We start from the raw sequence: 17018 nt of genomic DNA, 5'->3' as shown, positions 1-17018 counted from the left end.
GCACCATCAAGATTTCCGGTCGCCGACCGTTACCGTTACCGAATATCCACAGGATCCACCATGGACAAGGGCATCCGCATCCTCATCGTTGACGATTTCTCGACCATGCGCCGCATCGTCAAGAACCTGCTCAACGACCTGGGTTTCACCAATACCGCCGAGGCCGACGACGGCACCACCGCGCTGATCGAACTGCAGAAGACCAAGTTCGACTTCGTCGTGACCGACTGGAACATGCCCGGCATGGCCGGCATCGACCTGTTGAAGGCGATCCGCGCCGATGAATCGCTGGCCAAGATCCCGGTGCTGATGGTCACCGCCGAGGCCAAGCGCGAACAGATCATCGAAGCGGCGCAGGCCGGCGTGAACGGCTACATCATCAAGCCGTTCACCGCCGCCACGCTGGAAGACAAGCTGGCCAAGATCTTCGAACGGATGGAGAAAGCCGCATGAGCCTGCCGCTGCGACCGCCGTCCGTGCCCGCCGGCGACGCCCAGGTCATCGAGCGCCTGCACGGCGCCATGGCGGCGCTGGAACAAGGCGATGCCGCCGCCTGGAAGCACCATCTGGATTCCCTGCTGGAATGGCGCCGCCAGCCGGTGGTGGAAAGCCTGGTCAAGCTGGCGCGCGAACTGGACGACCTGGAACGCGCCATCGACGTGCGAATCCCCGCCGCCGCCAAGGCGTCCGCCGGCGGCCTGCCGGACGCCTGCAGCCGGCTGGAGCACGTGGTCAAGATGACCGAGGAAGCCAGCATGCGCACCCTCGATCTGGCCGACGAGTGCCGCACCCTGCTCGGCACCATCGGCGCCGAACACGAGGCCACCGTCGATGCGATCCGTTCGCGGCTTTCATCGATGGTCGAGGCGCAGAGCTTCCAGGACCTCACCGGCCAGATCATCCAGCGGGTGATCCAGCTGATCCGCTCGCTGCAGTCCGGCCTGGGCGACATCCAGGCGCTGCATGGCGAGGACAGCAGGGGCAACGGCCCGGCGGTTTCCGGCGTCGACGCGCCGGCGGCCACCCAGGACGAGGCCAACGACCTGCTGGCCGATCTCGGGATCTGACCATGTCGGCGGACGGCTACGACGCCCGCGCGGACTTCCTGGTCGAAGCGCGCGAAATCCTCGATCGCCTCGGCGAACAGGTCGTGGCGCTGGAGCAGCAGCCCGGCGACCGCGCCACGCTGGACGCCGTGTTCCGCGGTTTCCACACCATCAAGGGCGGCGCGGGCTTCCTCGACCTGCCGCCGATGGTGCACCTGTGCCACGCCTTCGAGGACCGCATCGACGCCGCCCGCAGCGGCACCTGCGAACTCGACGCCGCCGCCTTCGACGGCGCCCAGCGCGCGGTGGACATCCTGCTGGACATGCTCGACGGGCTGAGCCGCGGCGAGGAGCTGGACGAAGTCGATCCCGCTCTGCTGCAGCAGGTGCGCGGCGCCGACGCAGCGCCCGCGCCGGTGGCCGAAGCGGCGTTCGACATGCCGGACGACCTTGACGACCTCGACTTCGACGCCCTGCTGGACAGCCTGCACGGCGAGGGCGCCATCCCCGGCGCCGCGCCGCCGCCACCGCCGAAACCGGCACCGGCGCCCAAACCCGCGCCGGCCAAACCTGCGGCGACGGAAAAACCCGCGCTAGCAACCGCCGAGGCCGAACACACCGTCCGCGTCGACGTGCGCCGGCTGGACGCGCTGGTCAACCTGGTCGGCGAACTGGTGCTGGCGCGCAACCGGCTGAAGACGCTGCGGCCGGATCTGCACGACGAACATCTCGACCGCGCGGTGACTGCGCTCGATACCGTCACCGCGCGCCTGCAGGGCGCGGTGATGTCGGCGCGCATGCAGCCGGTCAGCCGGGTGTTCACCCGTTTCCCCAAGCTCGCCCGCGACGTCGCGCGCCAGCTCGACAAGCAGGTGGAGCTGGTGGTCGAAGGCGGCGACACCGAGCTCGACCGCAATCTGGTTGAAGCACTGGCCGACCCGCTGGTGCACCTGGTGCGCAACGCCATCGACCATGGCATCGAAATGCCCGCGGTGCGCCGCGCGATCGGCAAGCCGGAACAGGGCCGGGTGCGCCTGGCCGCGCAGCAGGAAGGCGACCACGTCGCCATCGAGGTCAGCGACGACGGTGCCGGCATCGACGCCGAGACGATCCGCCGCAGCGCCATCCGCAAGGGCCTGATCGACAGCGAAAGCGCCGGCCGGCTGTCGGAGGACGAGTGCCTGTCGCTGCTGTTCCTGCCGGGTTTCTCCACCCGTACCGAGGTCTCGGACCTGTCCGGGCGCGGGGTCGGCATGGACGTGGTGCAGTCCAAGATCCGCGAGCTGTCCGGCCAGGTGCAGATCCAGTCGGAACTGGGCCGCGGCTCGCGCTTCATCATCCGCGTGCCGCTGACCCTGGCCATCCTGCCCACCCTGCTGGTGGAACTGGATGACGACGTCTATGCGCTGCCGCTGGTGCGGGTGATCGAAGTGGTCACCCATGACGACAGCCAGGTGATGTGGATGGACGGGCAGAAGATCCTCGACCTGCGCGAACGTCCGTTGCCGGTGCTGTCGCTGCGCGAGTGGCTGGGCAAGGGCAAGGGCGTGACCGATGCCACCCGCGGGGTGGTGCTGCAGGCCGGCGAACAGCGCTTCTGCATGCTGGTGGACCATGTGCTGGGCCGCGAGGAAGTGGTCATCAAGGCGCTGCCGCGCAGCCTGCGCGGACTGCCCGGTTACGCCGGCGCCAGCCTGGTCGGCGACGGCCGCATGGCGTTGATCCTGGATGTGGACGCACTGCTCGAATCCGCGCAGCGCGGCTCAAGCGCCACCGCGCGCAGCCGTTAGCGTGGACATATGGATATCCTCAGTGTCATCGGCGCGATCCTCGGACTGGTCGCCCTTGTAGGCGGCAGCATCCTCAAGGGCGCGGGCCTGTCCGGCCTGTGGTCGCCCGCCGCCTTCATGATCGTCATCGTCGGCACCATCGCCGCGATCCTGCTGCAGACCCCCATGCACACCTTCCGGCGCGCGCTGGGCATCGTGCGCTGGGTGTTCTTCCCGCCGCCGCAGGACCATGCCGGCCTGATCGCGCGGATGGTGGAATGGAGCACCATCTCGCGCAAGCAGGGCCTGCTGGCGCTGGAGCCGGTGCTCGACCAGCTGGCCGATCCGTTCCTGCGCAAGGGCCTGCAGATGGTGGTGGACGGGGTGGAGCCGGAAACCATGCGGCAGATGCTGGAGATCGAGGCGCAGGCGCAGCAGCACCGCGACACCGCCGCCGCCAAGGTGTTCGAGGGCATGGGCATCTATTCGCCGACCATGGGCATCATCGGCGCGGTGCTGGGCCTGATGGCGGTGATGAAGAACCTCAGCGACCCCAGCAAGCTCGGTCACGGCATCGCCGCGGCGTTCACCGCCACCATCTACGGCATCGGCGCGGCCAACCTGATGTTCCTGCCGATGTGTTCCAAGCTCAAGGGCGTGATCCATCGCCAGCAGGTCGAGCGTGAAATGCTGATCGAAGGCCTGATCGCGATCGCCGAAGGCGAGAACCCGCGCAACCTCGAAAGCCGCCTCAACGGCTTCCTGCACTGAGGGGCCGCAGCCATGGCCCGCCGCCCCAGCCACCAGCACGAAGATCACCTCAACCACGAAGCGTGGGCGATCCCGTATGCCGACCTGCTCACCCTGCTGCTGGCGTTCTTCGTGGTGATGTACGCGATCTCCTCGCTCAACGAGGGCAAGTATCGGGTCGTGGCGGACTCTCTCTCCGCCGCGTTCGGCGGCCCGCCGCGTTCGATCAAGCCGGTCCAGGTTGGCCAGGTGCAGCTGCGCGGCGGCGACTTCGACCATCCTTCGGTGATCGACACCGGCGCGCGCCGCGGCCCGGCCCAGCCCAGCCGCGTCGAGGTGCCGATGCCGGTCAGCCGGCGCGAACAGCAGAACCAGGCAGCGACCGCCGCCAATGCCCAGGCCAGCCAGGCGCAGCTGCAGGCGCTGGGCGACGAGATCGAAAAGGCCCTGTCCGGCCTGGTCGCCAGCGGCCTGGTGCGGGTGCGCCGCGGCGCGAACTTCCTGGCGGTGGAAATCCAGAGCGACCTGCTGTTCGCCAGCGGCGTCGCCACCCCCAGCGCCACCGCGCTGGGCACCATCCGCCAGCTTGCCGGCGTGCTGCGCAAGGCGCCGAACGCAGTGCGGGTGGAGGGCTATACCGACAACCAGCCGATCCGCACCGCGCAGTTCCGCTCCAACTGGGACCTGTCGGCGGAACGCGCCACCAATGTGGTCTACGAGCTGATCGATTCCGGCATTGCGCCGGAGCGGCTGGCGTCGATGGGCTATGGCGAATACCAGCCGATCGCCGACAATGGCACCGTGGCCGGCCGCAGCGCCAACCGGCGGGTGGAACTGGTGATCCTTGCCAGTTCGCGCGGGGTCGACAGCGTGATGGAAGGCCTGGACATGCGCGGCGCGGCCCAGCCCGCCGGCACCGCGGCCGCAATCGGGAGCAAGCAGTGATGCGCGTGTGGGCGATCGCCAACCAGAAAGGCGGGGTAGGCAAGACCACCAGCACGCTGTGCCTGGGGCGCAGCCTGGCCGATGCCGGCAACCGCGTGCTGCTGGTGGACCTTGATCCGCACGGCTCGCTGACCCGCGCCTTCGGCGTGCCCACCGAGCCGCCGCCGGTGGGCACCTACGAGCTGTTCAACGACAAGAATATTTCCGAGGTCGCCCGGCCCAGCGGCTACCCGGGCATCGATCTGGTCGCCGCGCAGCCGGCCATGGCCACGCTGGAACGGCGCAGCGCCACCCAGCCCGGCCTCGGCCTTGCGCTGGGGCGGGCGCTGCAGGCCGAACCCGACGGCCACGACTACGCCCTGCTGGACTGCCCGCCCACGCTTGGCCTGCTGCTGGTCAACGCACTGGCCGCCTGCGACCGCTTGATCGTGCCCACCCAGACCGATCCGCTGGCGCTGCACGGCTTGGCCGGCATGCTGCATACCGCGGCGATGGTGGAGCGTTCGCGCGCCCGCCCGCTGCTGCGGCAGATCCTGCCCACCCTGTTCGACAAGCGCACGCGCACCGGGCAGCAGACGCTGGAACAGCTGCAGGCGCACCCCGGCGCCAGCGCTTGCCCGCATCCCATCCCGGTCGACACGCGCCTGCGCGATGCCGATGCGCTGGGCAGCCGCGAGCACATGTACGGGCGCGGACTGGCCGCCTACGAACACGCCATGCAATGGCTGCTGGACACCGCCCCCGCCGAACAGGAGGCCGCATGAGCACGCAGGCAACCATCCTGGCCAGCCAGCAGGACGACGGCGCGATGGTCGATGCCTACGTCGACTCGCTGCTGGCGATGCCGCTGTCGCCATCGCCGTCGCCATCGCCGTCGGCGCCCGCGGTCGAAGCGCCCACCGCGCTGGCCGAACCGGAACCTGAAGTATCGCCGGCGTCGGACGCCGGGTGCGCGGACGCACCGCAACGACCCGTCGCGATGGAAGCCGAGGCCGCCACCGGCGTCGATGCGCTGCCCGAAGCCGATGCGTGCGATCTTCCCGAGCCGGACGTCGACGCCTGGCCAGACGACGACGTGGTGTTCGATCACGTGCAGCCGTCGCCCGCCGACGCCGCGATCTGCGCCGGCCCCGAGGCGGCATCGCAGCCCCTGCAGCAGGCCATCCCCGCCGCGCGTGCACCGACGCCCATGCCGCCGATGGCCGAGCCCGAGGAGGACCGGGTGGCGGTCGCCGCGCCGATCGGCCAGCGCTGGCTGCGGGTGGCGGTCGGCGACGACCGCTATGCGGTGGAGCTGCTGCGGGTGCAGGAAGTGGTGCGGCTGGCGCCGGTGATCGCGGTGCGTGGCGCGGTGCCGTCGCTGCTGGGGGTCATGAACCTGCGCGGCCGGGTGGTGCCGGTGCATGACCTTGGCCGCTGGCTGCGCCGCAGGCCGGTCGAGCCCGACGAACGCGCCCGCATCGTGGTGCTGGAACACCAGGACGAGCTGGTGGGCCTGATGGTGACCGCGGTCACCGACGTGGTCACCCTCGACACCCCGCAGATCGAGCCGCCGCCTCCCGGCGTGCGCGACCGCATCGGCATGGGCATCGCACGCACGCCGGGCGCACCGCCCACCGTGCTGCTGGATGCACGCGTGGTGTTCGACTGAGGCCGGGCAGTGCAAACTGTGCACTGACGCGCAGTTCGTTCCGCCCCCCTCAAGTCGCGGCGCTCCGCGCCGTTAAACAGTCCGGGATCAAGCCCCTCACGAGACGTCCAATGCCATTGTCACTGCAAGCCGACCTCGGCATCGAACAGGTCGCCGACCTGCAAGCGGCGCTGCAGTCGCACTTCGACGACGAAGTGCTGGAACTGTCCGGCGCCGAGGTGCGCCGCGTGCACACTGCCGGGCTGCAGCTGCTGCACGCCTTCATGCGGGACCGCGCCGCGCGCGGCCGCGTCACCACCATTACCCTTCCCTCTCCCACCTTGGTGGAAGCCGCGCGCCAGCTCGCGCTCGCGGCCAGCCTGGGTGTCGATCCCGCCCCCGGAGACACCGCGTGAGTGCAAACCTTCTGATCGTCGACGATTCCACCTCCATGCGCCAGATGGTGGCCTTCGCCCTGTCCGGCGGCGGCTACAACGTCAAGGAAGCGGAGGACGGCATTGCCGCGCTGGAAGTGGCCAAGACGCAGAAGTTCGACGCGGTGATCACCGACGTCAACATGCCGCGGATGGACGGGATCGAACTGATCCGCCAGCTGCGCGCCCTGCCCAGCTACAAGTTCACCCCGCTGCTGATGCTCACCACCGAGTCCGGCGTCGACAAGAAGAGCGAAGGCAAGGCCGCCGGTGCCACCGGCTGGCTGGTCAAGCCGTTCGATCCCGAGCAGCTGCTCGCCACCGTTCGCAAGGTTCTCGGCTAAGCCGTCTCGGGGCATCCATGGATATCACCCGCTTCCACGCCACCTTCTTCGAAGAAAGCCGCGAAAACCTCGCCGCCATGGAAGCCGGACTGCTGGACATGGAATCCGGCGGCGGCGGCGGCGACACCATCCACGTGGTGTTCCGCGCCGCGCATTCGATCAAGGGCGGCAGCGCCACCTTCGGCTTCACCGCCATCGCCGACCTGACCCACCTGCTGGAAACCCTGCTGGACGAAGCCCGCAGCGGCAAGCGCACGCTCGAGGGCGTGGCCATCAGCGCCCTGCTGGGCTCGGTGGATGCGCTGCGCATGCTGCTGGCCGCAGCCGAACACGGCGACGCCATCGACCAGGCCATGCTGGCGCGCGCGCGCGCCGAGCTGGAGCGCCTGCTGTCGGGCGCAGGCGCCGCTGCCGACATCGCCGCGCCGATCGCGGCGGCCGCCGCACCGGCTGCGAGCGCCGACCCGCAGGGCTGGTCGATCAGCTTCGAGCCGGAGCGCTCGCTGTTCCTCAGCGGCAACGACCCGCTGCGTATGCTGCGTGAACTGGAGCAGCTGGGCGAACTGAAGGTCGCCTGCCGCGACGACGCACTGCCGCCGTTCGCCGAACTCGATCCGTTCGAAGCCTGGCTGGCCTGGGACCTGCAGCTGATCGGCAACGTCAAGCGCTCGGCCATCGAAGACACGTTCGCGTGGGTCGAGGACCAGTGCACCCTCAATATCGAACCGCTAGCGGCCGCCGCAGCTCCTGCAGCGACGCCGCCTGCCGCGCCGGTGGCCGCCGCCGTGCCTGCCGCGGCGGAAGTGCCCGCACCTGCCAGCGCCGCGCCTGCGGCAGCTGCAAGCAACGCCCGCCATGACGCCGGCGAAACCACCATCCGCGTGGCGGTCGACAAGGTCGATGCGCTGATCAACCTGGTCGGCGAGCTGGTCATCACCCAGGCCATGCTGGCCCAGCGCTCGGCCGAACTCGACCCCGGCCTGCACGAGCAGCTGCTGGCCGGTCTCGGCCAGCTCGACCGCAACACCCGCGACCTGCAGGAAGCGGTGATGTCGGTGCGCATGCTGCCGGTGGATTTCGCCTTCAGCCGCTTCCCGCGGATGGTGCGCGACATCGCCTCGCGGCTGGGCAAGAAGGTCAACCTCAAGACCTCCGGCGAAGGCACCGAGCTCGACAAGGGCGTGATCGAGAAGATCGTCGACCCGCTGGTGCACCTGGTGCGCAATGCCATCGACCACGGCCTGGAAACCACCGAGCAGCGCATCGCCGCCGGCAAGCCCGAGGCCGGCACGGTGACCCTGTCGGCCGCGCATCAGGGTGGCCACATCATCATCGAAGTGGGTGACGACGGCCGCGGCCTCAACCGCGAGCGGATCCTGGCCAAGGCCACCGAGCGCGGCATCCCACTGCCGGAAAATCCCACCGACGCGCAGGTGTGGGATCTGGTGTTCGCACCCGGTTTCTCCACCGCCGAAGCGCTCACCGATCTGTCCGGCCGCGGCGTCGGCATGGACGTGGTGCGCAAGAACATCAACGCGCTGGGCGGCCAGGTGGAAATCCGCAGCCGCCACGGCGAAGGCACCACCGTCTCGATCCGCCTGCCGCTGACCATGGCCATCCTCGACGGCATGACCGTGGCGGTGGGCGGCGAAGTCTTCATCCTGCCGCTGAACGTGGTGGTGGAATCGCTGCAGCCCGCGGCCGACCACATCAAGACGGTGGCCGGCGACTCGCGCCTGCTGCGCGTGCGCGAGGACTACGTGCCGCTGCTCGACCTCGCCAACCATTACGGCCTGCCCGCCACCCGCACCGAAGCCCAGCCGATCGCGGTGGTGGTGGAAAGCCAGGGCCAGCGGCTGGCGCTGGAAGTGGACGAGCTGCTGGGCCAGCAGCAGGTGGTGGTGAAGAACCTGGAGCGCAACTACCGCCGCATCGCCGGCGTGGCCGGTGCCACCATCCTCGGCGATGGCCGGGTGGCGCTGATCGTGGACGTGGGCAGCCTGTCCACCAAGACCCAGGCCGCGCCCGTGGCGATCACCGAGGAATACCTGCAGGGCGAGATGGCCAAGGTCATCGAGCTGTCCAAGCGCGTGCGCAAGGTCGCCTGACCCGCGCGCGCAACGTCTCGCGGCAGCGCCGCGAGGCGCGTGGCTTCAACGGTTGGACAGCAGCCCGCGGTGCCGATACCAGAGTTCCAGCGGCCAGGTGACCAGCGGCGGGATCGCCGCCAGCACGGCCAGCAGCAGCGCCCACATCGGCCAGCGCAGCCGCGAACCGACGATGAAACAGATCACCACGTAAGCCAGGAACGCCGCGCCGTGCAGGCGCCCGAACAGCCACACGCCCAGATCGGTGGTGCCGCTGACGTACTTCAGGTACATGCCGACCAGCAACCCGGTCCAGGTCAACGCTTCGATCAACGCGATGGCGACAAACAGTTTTCCGGAAGGGGCGAGCAGTGGTTTGGTCGTCATTGCGGAATGCGCGGGCGTGGTCGGGCGAAGGGCCGCACACCATACCTTGTTCGGGATGGCATGACTGTGCCGTCGATTGCGGTTTGCGCGTTTCTCACGGCGCTTATCGCAGCGCGCGGTGGCGGGCAGGCGCAGCGCCGAATGTCCCCCGGCACCGGCGCAGGCGCCGCTGCCTCCTCCTTGATTTCGGCGCCGCACCCACCCGCCACCGCGCGCACCCGATGGTTTCGCGATTCTGGGAATTGCCAGGGCAAGTGCCAAACAAACCCGCCATCAGGAAAGAAGCACGCTCTTCCCATCCGCCGCCACGGAACTCCGTGACGTTCCCCGCCGGGCAGGCGCTGCTGCGAAATCAAGGAGGAGGCAGCGGCGTCCACGCCGATGCCGGGGGACATTCGCAGCAGCGCCTGCCCGGCGGGGAACGCTTCGGGAAACCAGGACAGCCCGCTCTCTGCTCACATGACCACCAGCCGCCAAACAACAAACGCCCGGCACTGCCGGGCGTTTGCTTGTCCCAAGTGGAACGGAGAACGCTTACGCCGCGACCGTCGCCGCCACCTGCTGGTAATCCGCGATCTGGTCGAAGTTCATGTAGCGGTAGATCGCATCGCCGTTCGCGTTGACCACGCCGATGTCGGCCAGGTACTCCTCGCGGGTCGGGATGCGGCCCAGCCGCGCGCAGATCGCCGACAGCTCCGCCGAACCCAGATACACATTGGTGTTGCGGCCCAGGCGGTTGGGGAAGTTGCGGGTCGAGGTGGACATCGCGGTGCTGCCCTCGCGGATCTGCGCCTGGTTGCCCATGCACAGCGAGCAGCCCGGCATCTCCATGCGCGCGCCAGCCGCGCCGAAAGTCCCGTAGTGACCTTCGTTGGTCAGCTCGGCGGCATCCATCTTGGTGGGCGGCGCGATCCACAACCGCGTGGGGATGTCGCGCTTGCCTTCCAGCAGCTTGGCCGCGGCGCGGAAGTGCCCGATGTTGGTCATGCACGAGCCGATGAACACTTCATCGATGTGCGCGCCGGCCACGTCGGACAGGGTCTTGGCATCGTCCGGGTCGTTCGGGCAGCAGACGATCGGCTCGTGGATCTCGGCCAAATCAATTTCGATGACCGCTGCGTACTCTGCATCGGCATCGGCCTCCAGCAGCTGCGGATCGGCAAGCCAGGCCTCCATCTTCTCGATGCGGCGCTGCAGGGTGCGGGCATCCGCATAACCCTCCGCGATCATCCACTTCAGCAGCGTCACGTTGCTGGTCAGATATTCGATGATCGGCGCCTTGTCCAGGCGCACCGTGCAGGCTGCGGCGGAACGCTCGGCGGACGCGTCGGCCAGCTCGAACGCCTGCTCGATCTTCAGGTTGGGCAGGCCTTCGATCTCGAGGATGCGGCCGGAGAAAATGTTCTTCTTGCCCTTCTTCTCGACGGTCAGCAGGCCGGCCTTGATCGCGTACAGCGGGATCGCATGGACCAGGTCGCGCAGGGTCACGCCCGGCTGCATCTCGCCCTTGAAGCGGACCAGCACCGATTCCGGCATGTCCAGCGGCATCACCCCGGTGGCGGCAGCGAACGCCACCAGGCCGGAGCCGGCCGGGAACGAAATGCCGATCGGGAAACGGGTGTGGCTGTCACCGCCGGTGCCCACGGTATCGGGCAGCAGCATGCGGTTGAGCCAGCTGTGGATGATGCCGTCACCCGGACGCAGCGACACGCCGCCGCGGGTGGAGATGAAATCCGGCAGAGTGTGGTGGGTCTTCACGTCGACCGGCTTCGGATAGGCCGCGGTGTGGCAGAAGCTCTGCATCACCAGATCGGCGCTGAAGCCCAGGCAGGCCAGGTCCTTCAGCTCGTCGCGGGTCATCGGGCCGGTGGTGTCCTGGCTGCCCACCGAGGTCATCCTCGGCTCGCAGTAGGTGCCCGGGCGCATGCCCTTGCCTTCCGCCAGGCCACAGGCTCGGCCGACCAGCTTCTGCGCCAGGGTGAAGCCCTTGCCGGTATCCGGCGGCACCACCGGCAGGCGGAACAGGTCGGTCGCCGGCAGGCCCAGCGCTTCGCGTGCCTTGGCGGTCAGGCCGCGGCCGATGATCAGCGGGATGCGGCCGCCGGCGCGGGCTTCGTCCAGCAGCACTTCCGACTTCAGCTCGAAGCTGGCGATTTCCTTGCCGTCCTTCAGCGCCTTGCCTTCGTACGGACGCAGCTCGATCACGTCGCCGTGGTTCATCTGCGAGACGTCCAGCTCGATCGGCAGCGCGCCCGCGTCTTCCATCGTGTTGTAGAAGATCGGCGCGATCTTGCTGCCCAGGCAGACGCCGCCATCACGCTTGTTGGGGATGTGCGGAATGTCGTTGCCGGTCCACCACAGCACGCTGTTGGTGGCGGACTTGCGGCTGGAGCCGGTGCCGACCACGTCGCCCACGTAGGCCACGGTATGGCCCTTTTCCTTGAGCTTGAGGATGGCGCCGATCGGGCCGCGCTTGCCGTCTTCCTCCGGCACGAACGGCGCATCGGGGCGCTTGTTCTTCAACATCGCCAGCGCGTGCATCGGAATGTCCGGGCGGGTGGTGGCGTCCGGCGCCGGCGACAGGTCATCGGTATTGGTTTCGCCCGGCACCTTGAACACGGTGATGGTCAGGCTCTGCGGCACTTCCGGCTTGCTGGTGAACCACTCGGCGTCGGCCCAGCTCTGCAGCACGGCCTGCGCGTTGGCATTGCCGGCCTTGGCCTTGTCCTGCACGTCGTGGAAGGCATCGAACACCAGCAGGGTGTGCTTGAGCGCGTTGGCGGCCACGCCGCCCAGTTCGGCGTCGTCCAGCAGCTGCACCAGCGGCGCCACGTTGTAGCCGCCCAGCATGGTGCCCAGCAGTTCGGTGGCGCGCGCGCGCGGGATCAGCGGGTTGACCTCGCTGCCGAACGCCAGCGCGGCCAGGTAGCTGGCCTTGACCTTGGCGGCATCGTCCACGCCGGCGGGCACGCGGTTCACCAGCAGGTCGAGCAGGAATGCACCCTCGCCTGCGGGCGGGTTCTTCAGCAGTTCGATCAGGTCGGCGGTCTGCTGCGGGGTCAACGGCAGCGCGGGGATGCCGAGGGCGGCGCGTTCGGCTTCGTGTTGGCGGTAGGCGGCGAGCATGGGGGTTTCCTTGGCAGGTACTACGTGTGGAGAGGGCCGTCAGTCCCGGGGGACGATCAACTTCAAACCCTTGAAGTAATCGCGATGGAACTCGGCGTCGAACGTGATCAGCGCATCGCACTGCAGCAGTGCGTGGGCGCCGACCAGAAAATCGGAAATCGGGCGCGCTTCGCCGCCGCGCTGGCGCTGGCGACGCTGCATCTCGCCGGCGCGCAGCGCCGACTTGGCTTCCACCGCGCTGTAATGGATGCCCATTTCCTCCAGCGCGGCCAGCGCGTCGGCGCCGTTGCGCAGCGCGGCGGACAGCTGCGCCAATGCGGCGTCGCTGACCACCACCCGGCCGGCGCCCAGCGCTTGGCGCAGGGTCGTTTCCACCGCGTCGGCATGGGCCCCATCGGCCAGCAGTTCGACCAGCACCGGCGCATCGACGGCAATCACGCGGGCTTGCCCTTGCCGCCGGCGTCCAGCGCGAATTTGCCGCGCACCCGCGAAATGGCGTCGTCGACATGCTTGCTCAGGACGATGCGGCCGCCGTCCAGCTCGACCTTGAGCACGCTGCCCTTGGTCAGCCCCAAGGCATCACGCACCGCCTTCGGCAGGGTGATCTGGCCGCGCTCCGCGACGGTGGCTTCCATGGGTAGCCCTGCGCTTTGGGTAGGCCAGAATTATACATACTTTTCGATGCATACTCTAAACCGCCCGGCAAGCGGAAGCCCGGCCGGCACCTCACGCCATACGGTCACCCGCTCGATCTGCCAGCCGCCACGAAACCGCCCTGCCCCGCGCGAATTCAGCCCAGGCTGGTGCGGGCGCCGCCCGCGTGCTTGGCCAGGTACAGCGCCCGGTCGGCGCGCTGGCGCAGCTGCGCCGGAGCCATGTCGTCCTCGCCCAGCTGCACCAGGCCGGCGCTGAAGCTGACGTAGTTCGGGCCGGCCGCGGCGGTATGCCAACTCCTGCAGCTGGCGAAGGCGGCGTGCAGGCGTTGGCTGAAGCGCTTGGCGCCTTCCATGTCGGTATCGGTGAGGATCACCGCGAAGGCATCGCCGCCCAGCCGCGCCGGCAGGTCGGAGGTGCGGCAGACCGAGCGCAGCAGCCGCGCGGCTTCGGCCAGCACCTCATCGCCGATCGCATGCGACCAGTTGTCGTTGATCTGGCGGATGTGGTCGAGGTCCAGCAGCATCAGGCTCAGCGCCTGCCCATGCCGCTTGGAGCGGGCGAAATGATGGGCGAAGCCCTCGTCGAACGCGCGCCCGTTGGGCAGCCCGGTCAGGCCGTCCTCATGGGCCTGGCGGCCGAACTCCACCGCCTGCTGCTGCAGGCGCTCGACCAGTCCTTCGCGTTCCCGCCGCGCCGCCTGCAGCTGTTCGCCCTGCTGGCGCATGCTGGTGGCGTATTCGTCCAGCTGCCGCTGCAGGCGCTCGCGCTCACGGCGCTCACGCAGGCCCCAGACCCACGCGGCCCCGGCCCCCGACAGCGCGAACAGCAAGAGTGCCCACGGCCACACGCTGCTGCCCTGCCCGCCCGCGGCGTGCGTGGGTGGCGCTGCCAGCAACACCGCCAGCACTGCGCCGGCACGTGGACCGGTCTTGAAGTGGATTGCCCGCGTGGGTTTCATCACCGAACCTCGCCTCTTTTCAATCCGGCTTAACATTGGAACCGCAAGATGTCGCGGGGACCCCCGCTTTTTTCAGCGTCCGGATGCACGCGGACGCCGCCACGCATTACCGGGAGCACGTCCATGAGCAATACCTTCGCCACCCGCGCCACGCTCAACGTTAACGGCCAAGACTACGCTTTCCATAGCCTGCCGGCGCTGGGCGAACGCTTCGACCTGAAGCACCTGCCGTGGTCGATGAAGATCCTGCTGGAGAACCTGCTCCGCCACGAAGACGGCGTGAGCGTGCTGCCAGCGCATATCGAGGCGGTGGCGAAGTGGAACCCCAAGGCGCTGCCGGACACCGAGATCGCCTTCATGCCGGGCCGGGTGATCCTGCAGGACTTCACCGGCGTGCCCTGCGTGGTGGACCTGGCGGCGATGCGCGACGCGGTGGTCAAGCTGGGCGGCCGGCCCGAGCAGATCAACCCGCAAATTCCATCCGAACTGGTCATCGACCACTCGGTGCAGGTGGACGCTTTCGCCCGCCCGGACGCGCTTGAAATCAACGGCCGCATCGAGTTCGAGCGCAATGCCGAGCGTTACGGCTTCCTGCGCTGGGGCCAGAAAGCATTTGCAGACTTCAAGGTGGTGCCGCCCAACACCGGCATCGTCCATCAGGTGAACCTGGAGTACCTGGCGCGGGTGGTGATGACCCGGCGGATCGACGGCGAGCTGTGGGCCTTCCCCGACACCCTGTTCGGCACCGACAGCCACACCACCATGGTCAACGGCATCGGCGTGCTGGGCTGGGGCGTGGGCGGCATCGAGGCCGAGGCGGCGATGCTGGGCCAACCCTCGTCGATGCTGATCCCGCAGGTGGTGGGCTTCCAGCTCACCGGCCGGCTGCCGGAAGGTGCCACCGCCACCGACCTGGTGCTGACCGTCACCCAGATGCTGCGCCAGCATGGCGTGGTCGGGAAGTTCGTGGAGTTCTACGGCGACGGTCTGCAGCACCTGCCGCTGGCCGACCGCGCCACCATCGGCAACATGTCGCCGGAATACGGCGCGACCTGCGCGATCTTCCCGATCGACGCCGAATCGCTCAACTACCTGCGCCTGTCCGGGCGCAGCGAAGCACAGATCGCACTGGTCGAGGCCTATGCCAAGGCGCAGGGCCTGTGGCACGCGCCGGACAGCCCGCATGCGCAGTACAGCTCGATGCTGGCGCTGGACATGGCAACGGTGCGGCCCTCGCTGGCCGGCCCCAAGCGGCCGCAGGACCGGGTGCTGTTGCCGGAGATGCCCGACAACAGCCGCGCCGCGATCGCGGTGCTGACCTCCGCACGCGACAAGCGCAGCGAGGAGGTGGCCGACTTCATCGCCGAGGGCGGCGGCGCCGCGGTGGGCAACGAACAGCACGGCAAGGGCCAGGCCGACATCGCCATCGACGGCAAGCACATGCGGATCAAGGACGGCGCCGTGGTCATCGCCGCCATCACTTCCTGCACCAACACCTCCAACCCCGCGGTGATGGTGGCGGCCGGCCTGCTGGCCCGCAATGCCGCCGCGCGCGGGCTGACCCGCAAGCCGTGGGTGAAGACCTCATTGGCACCTGGCTCGCGGGTGGTGACCGACTACCTGCAGAAGGCCGGCCTGCTGGACGAGCTGGAGAAGATCGGCTTCTACACCGTGGGCTACGGCTGCACCACCTGCATCGGCAACTCCGGGCCGCTGCCGGTGGAAGTCAGCGCCGGGATCGCCGCCGGCGACCTGTGCGTGGCCTCGGTGCTGTCCGGCAACCGCAATTTCGAAGGCCGCATCCACGCCGAAGTGAAGATGAACTATCTGGCCAGCCCGCCGCTGGTGGTGGCCTACGCGCTGGTCGGCAGCACCACCGTGGATCTGACCAGCGAACCGCTGGGCAACGATCGCGACGGCAACCCGGTGTACCTGAAGGACGTCTGGCCGGCCAGCGCGGAAATCCATTCCACCATCGCCGCCACCATCGGCCCGGACATGTTCAAGTCCAACTACGCCGACGTGTTCAAGGGCGATGCGCGCTGGAACGGCATCGCCTCGCCCGACGGCCAGCTGTACGCCTGGAGCGGCGACTCCACCTACATCAAGAACCCGCCCTACTTCGACGGCATGACCATGGCGGTGGGCAGCATCGACGACATCGCCGGCGCGCGCGTGCTGGGCTATTTCGGCGACTCCATCACCACCGACCACATCAGCCCGGCCGGCAGCATCAAGAAGGATTCGCCCGCCGGTCGCTACCTGATGGCGCGCGGCGTGGCCCCGCAGGACTTCAACAGCTACGGCAGCCGCCGCGGCAACGACGACGTGATGGTGCGCGGCACCTTCGCCAACATCCGCATCAAGAACCGCTTCTTCGGAGGCGAGGAAGGCGGCAACACGCTGTACTTCGGCGCGCAGCCGCCGGAGAAGCTGGCGATCTTCGATGCCGCGATGAAGTACAAGGCCGACGGCACGCCGCTATTGGTCATCGCCGGCAAGGAATACGGCACCGGCTCCAGCCGCGACTGGGCCGCCAAGGGCACCCTGCTGCTGGGGGTGAAGGCGGTGATCGCGGAAAGCTTCGAGCGCATCCACCGCAGCAACCTGGTGGGCATGGGCGTGCTGCCGCTGCAGTTCAAGGACGGCCAGACCGCGACCAGCCTGGGGCTGAGCGGCACCGAGACCTATGCCGTCAGCGGCCTGGCCGACGGCAGCACCAAGACCGCCACCGTCACCGCCACCCGCATCGACGGCACCAGGATCGTGTTCGAGGTGGACGTGCTGCTGCTGACCCCAAAGGAAGTGGAATACGCCCGCCACGGCGGCCTGCTGCAGTACGTGCTGCGGCAGCTGGCAGCACGCCCGGCGAGCGTATAAGCACC

15 protein-coding genes and 1 pseudogene are annotated in these 17018 nt (G+C 68.7%); 11 read left to right on the top strand and 5 right to left on the bottom strand.

Features of this window, described 5'->3' with window-relative positions; genetic code table 11:
* Positions 1 to 60 precede the first annotated feature (60 nt).
* From cheY to E5S66_RS10620, 10 genes and pseudogenes are all read left to right on the top strand, one after another.
* Positions 61 to 453 (top strand): chemotaxis response regulator CheY, encoded by a 393-nt coding sequence (gene cheY / locus E5S66_RS10665; protein ID WP_138349185.1) that lies wholly within the window; start codon positions 61 to 63, stop codon positions 451 to 453.
* Complete coding sequence (locus E5S66_RS10660) at positions 450 to 1067, top strand: protein phosphatase CheZ (RefSeq protein WP_028839314.1); 618 nt, start codon at positions 450 to 452, stop codon at positions 1065 to 1067. The genes cheY and E5S66_RS10660 overlap by 4 nt, the downstream gene beginning before the upstream one ends.
* A gap of 2 nt (positions 1068 to 1069) precedes the next feature.
* Positions 1070 to 2836 carry a chemotaxis protein CheA gene (locus tag E5S66_RS10655; protein WP_138349184.1) on the top strand — a complete coding sequence of 589 codons (1767 nt, stop codon included), beginning with the start codon at positions 1070 to 1072 and terminating at the stop codon, positions 2834 to 2836.
* Positions 2837 to 2845: 9 nt separating this feature from the next.
* Positions 2846 to 3586, top strand: a complete 741-nt coding sequence (locus E5S66_RS10650) for a flagellar motor protein (protein ID WP_028839313.1) — start codon at positions 2846 to 2848, stop codon at positions 3584 to 3586.
* A gap of 12 nt (positions 3587 to 3598) precedes the next feature.
* The gene (gene motD / locus E5S66_RS10645) at positions 3599 to 4510 is read left to right on the top strand and encodes a flagellar motor protein MotD (protein ID WP_138349183.1); all 912 of its coding nucleotides are present in this window, start codon (positions 3599 to 3601) and stop codon (positions 4508 to 4510) included.
* Positions 4510 to 5274 (top strand): ParA family protein, encoded by a 765-nt coding sequence (locus tag E5S66_RS10640; protein WP_138349182.1) that lies wholly within the window; start codon positions 4510 to 4512, stop codon positions 5272 to 5274. The genes motD and E5S66_RS10640 overlap by 1 nt, the downstream gene beginning before the upstream one ends.
* Complete coding sequence (locus tag E5S66_RS10635; RefSeq protein WP_171033534.1) at positions 5271 to 6161, top strand: chemotaxis protein CheW; 891 nt, start codon at positions 5271 to 5273, stop codon at positions 6159 to 6161. Before E5S66_RS10640 ends, E5S66_RS10635 begins: the two co-directional genes overlap by 4 nt.
* A gap of 116 nt (positions 6162 to 6277) precedes the next feature.
* On the top strand, positions 6278 to 6556 hold the full coding sequence (locus E5S66_RS10630) for an STAS domain-containing protein (RefSeq protein ID WP_051246973.1): 279 nt from the start codon (positions 6278 to 6280) through the stop codon (positions 6554 to 6556).
* Positions 6553 to 6918 carry a response regulator gene (locus tag E5S66_RS10625; RefSeq protein ID WP_028839310.1) on the top strand — a complete coding sequence of 122 codons (366 nt, stop codon included), beginning with the start codon at positions 6553 to 6555 and terminating at the stop codon, positions 6916 to 6918. Before E5S66_RS10630 ends, E5S66_RS10625 begins: the two co-directional genes overlap by 4 nt.
* 17 nt (positions 6919 to 6935) lie before the next feature.
* Positions 6936 to 8921, top strand: a pseudogene (locus tag E5S66_RS10620) (chemotaxis protein CheW); the annotation flags it as partial.
* A 150-nt stretch (positions 8922 to 9071) separates the two neighbouring features.
* On the opposite strand, the gene E5S66_RS10615 reads toward E5S66_RS10620, so the two are convergent.
* From E5S66_RS10615 to E5S66_RS10595, 5 genes are all read right to left on the bottom strand, one after another.
* Positions 9072 to 9392, bottom strand: a complete 321-nt coding sequence (locus E5S66_RS10615; RefSeq protein WP_138349179.1) for a DUF3817 domain-containing protein — start codon at positions 9390 to 9392, stop codon at positions 9072 to 9074.
* Between the two features lie 534 nt (positions 9393 to 9926).
* Positions 9927 to 12518: a bifunctional aconitate hydratase 2/2-methylisocitrate dehydratase gene (acnB, locus tag E5S66_RS10610; protein WP_138349178.1), complete on the bottom strand. Its 2592-nt coding sequence runs from the start codon at positions 12516 to 12518 to the stop codon at positions 9927 to 9929.
* 39 nt (positions 12519 to 12557) lie between these two features.
* On the bottom strand, positions 12558 to 12956 hold the full coding sequence (locus E5S66_RS10605) for a type II toxin-antitoxin system VapC family toxin (protein WP_138349177.1): 399 nt from the start codon (positions 12954 to 12956) through the stop codon (positions 12558 to 12560).
* The gene (locus E5S66_RS10600; RefSeq protein ID WP_028839306.1) at positions 12953 to 13153 is read right to left on the bottom strand and encodes an AbrB/MazE/SpoVT family DNA-binding domain-containing protein; all 201 of its coding nucleotides are present in this window, start codon (positions 13151 to 13153) and stop codon (positions 12953 to 12955) included. Before E5S66_RS10600 ends, E5S66_RS10605 begins: the two co-directional genes overlap by 4 nt.
* Positions 13154 to 13308: 155 nt before the next feature.
* Positions 13309 to 14133 (bottom strand): GGDEF domain-containing protein, encoded by an 825-nt coding sequence (locus tag E5S66_RS10595; RefSeq protein ID WP_171033533.1) that lies wholly within the window; start codon positions 14131 to 14133, stop codon positions 13309 to 13311.
* 123 nt (positions 14134 to 14256) lie between these two features.
* Between E5S66_RS10595 and acnA the strand changes: the two genes are divergently transcribed.
* Positions 14257 to 17013 carry an aconitate hydratase AcnA gene (acnA, locus tag E5S66_RS10590; protein WP_138349175.1) on the top strand — a complete coding sequence of 919 codons (2757 nt, stop codon included), beginning with the start codon at positions 14257 to 14259 and terminating at the stop codon, positions 17011 to 17013.
* Positions 17014 to 17018: the final 5 nt, after the last annotated feature.

The organism is Thermomonas fusca, assembly GCF_005862345.1.
Classification (GTDB): domain Bacteria; phylum Pseudomonadota; class Gammaproteobacteria; order Xanthomonadales; family Xanthomonadaceae; genus Thermomonas; species Thermomonas fusca.
The sequence above is the reverse complement of the archived record's forward strand: the minus strand, read 5'-3'. Positions and strand labels throughout refer to the sequence as shown.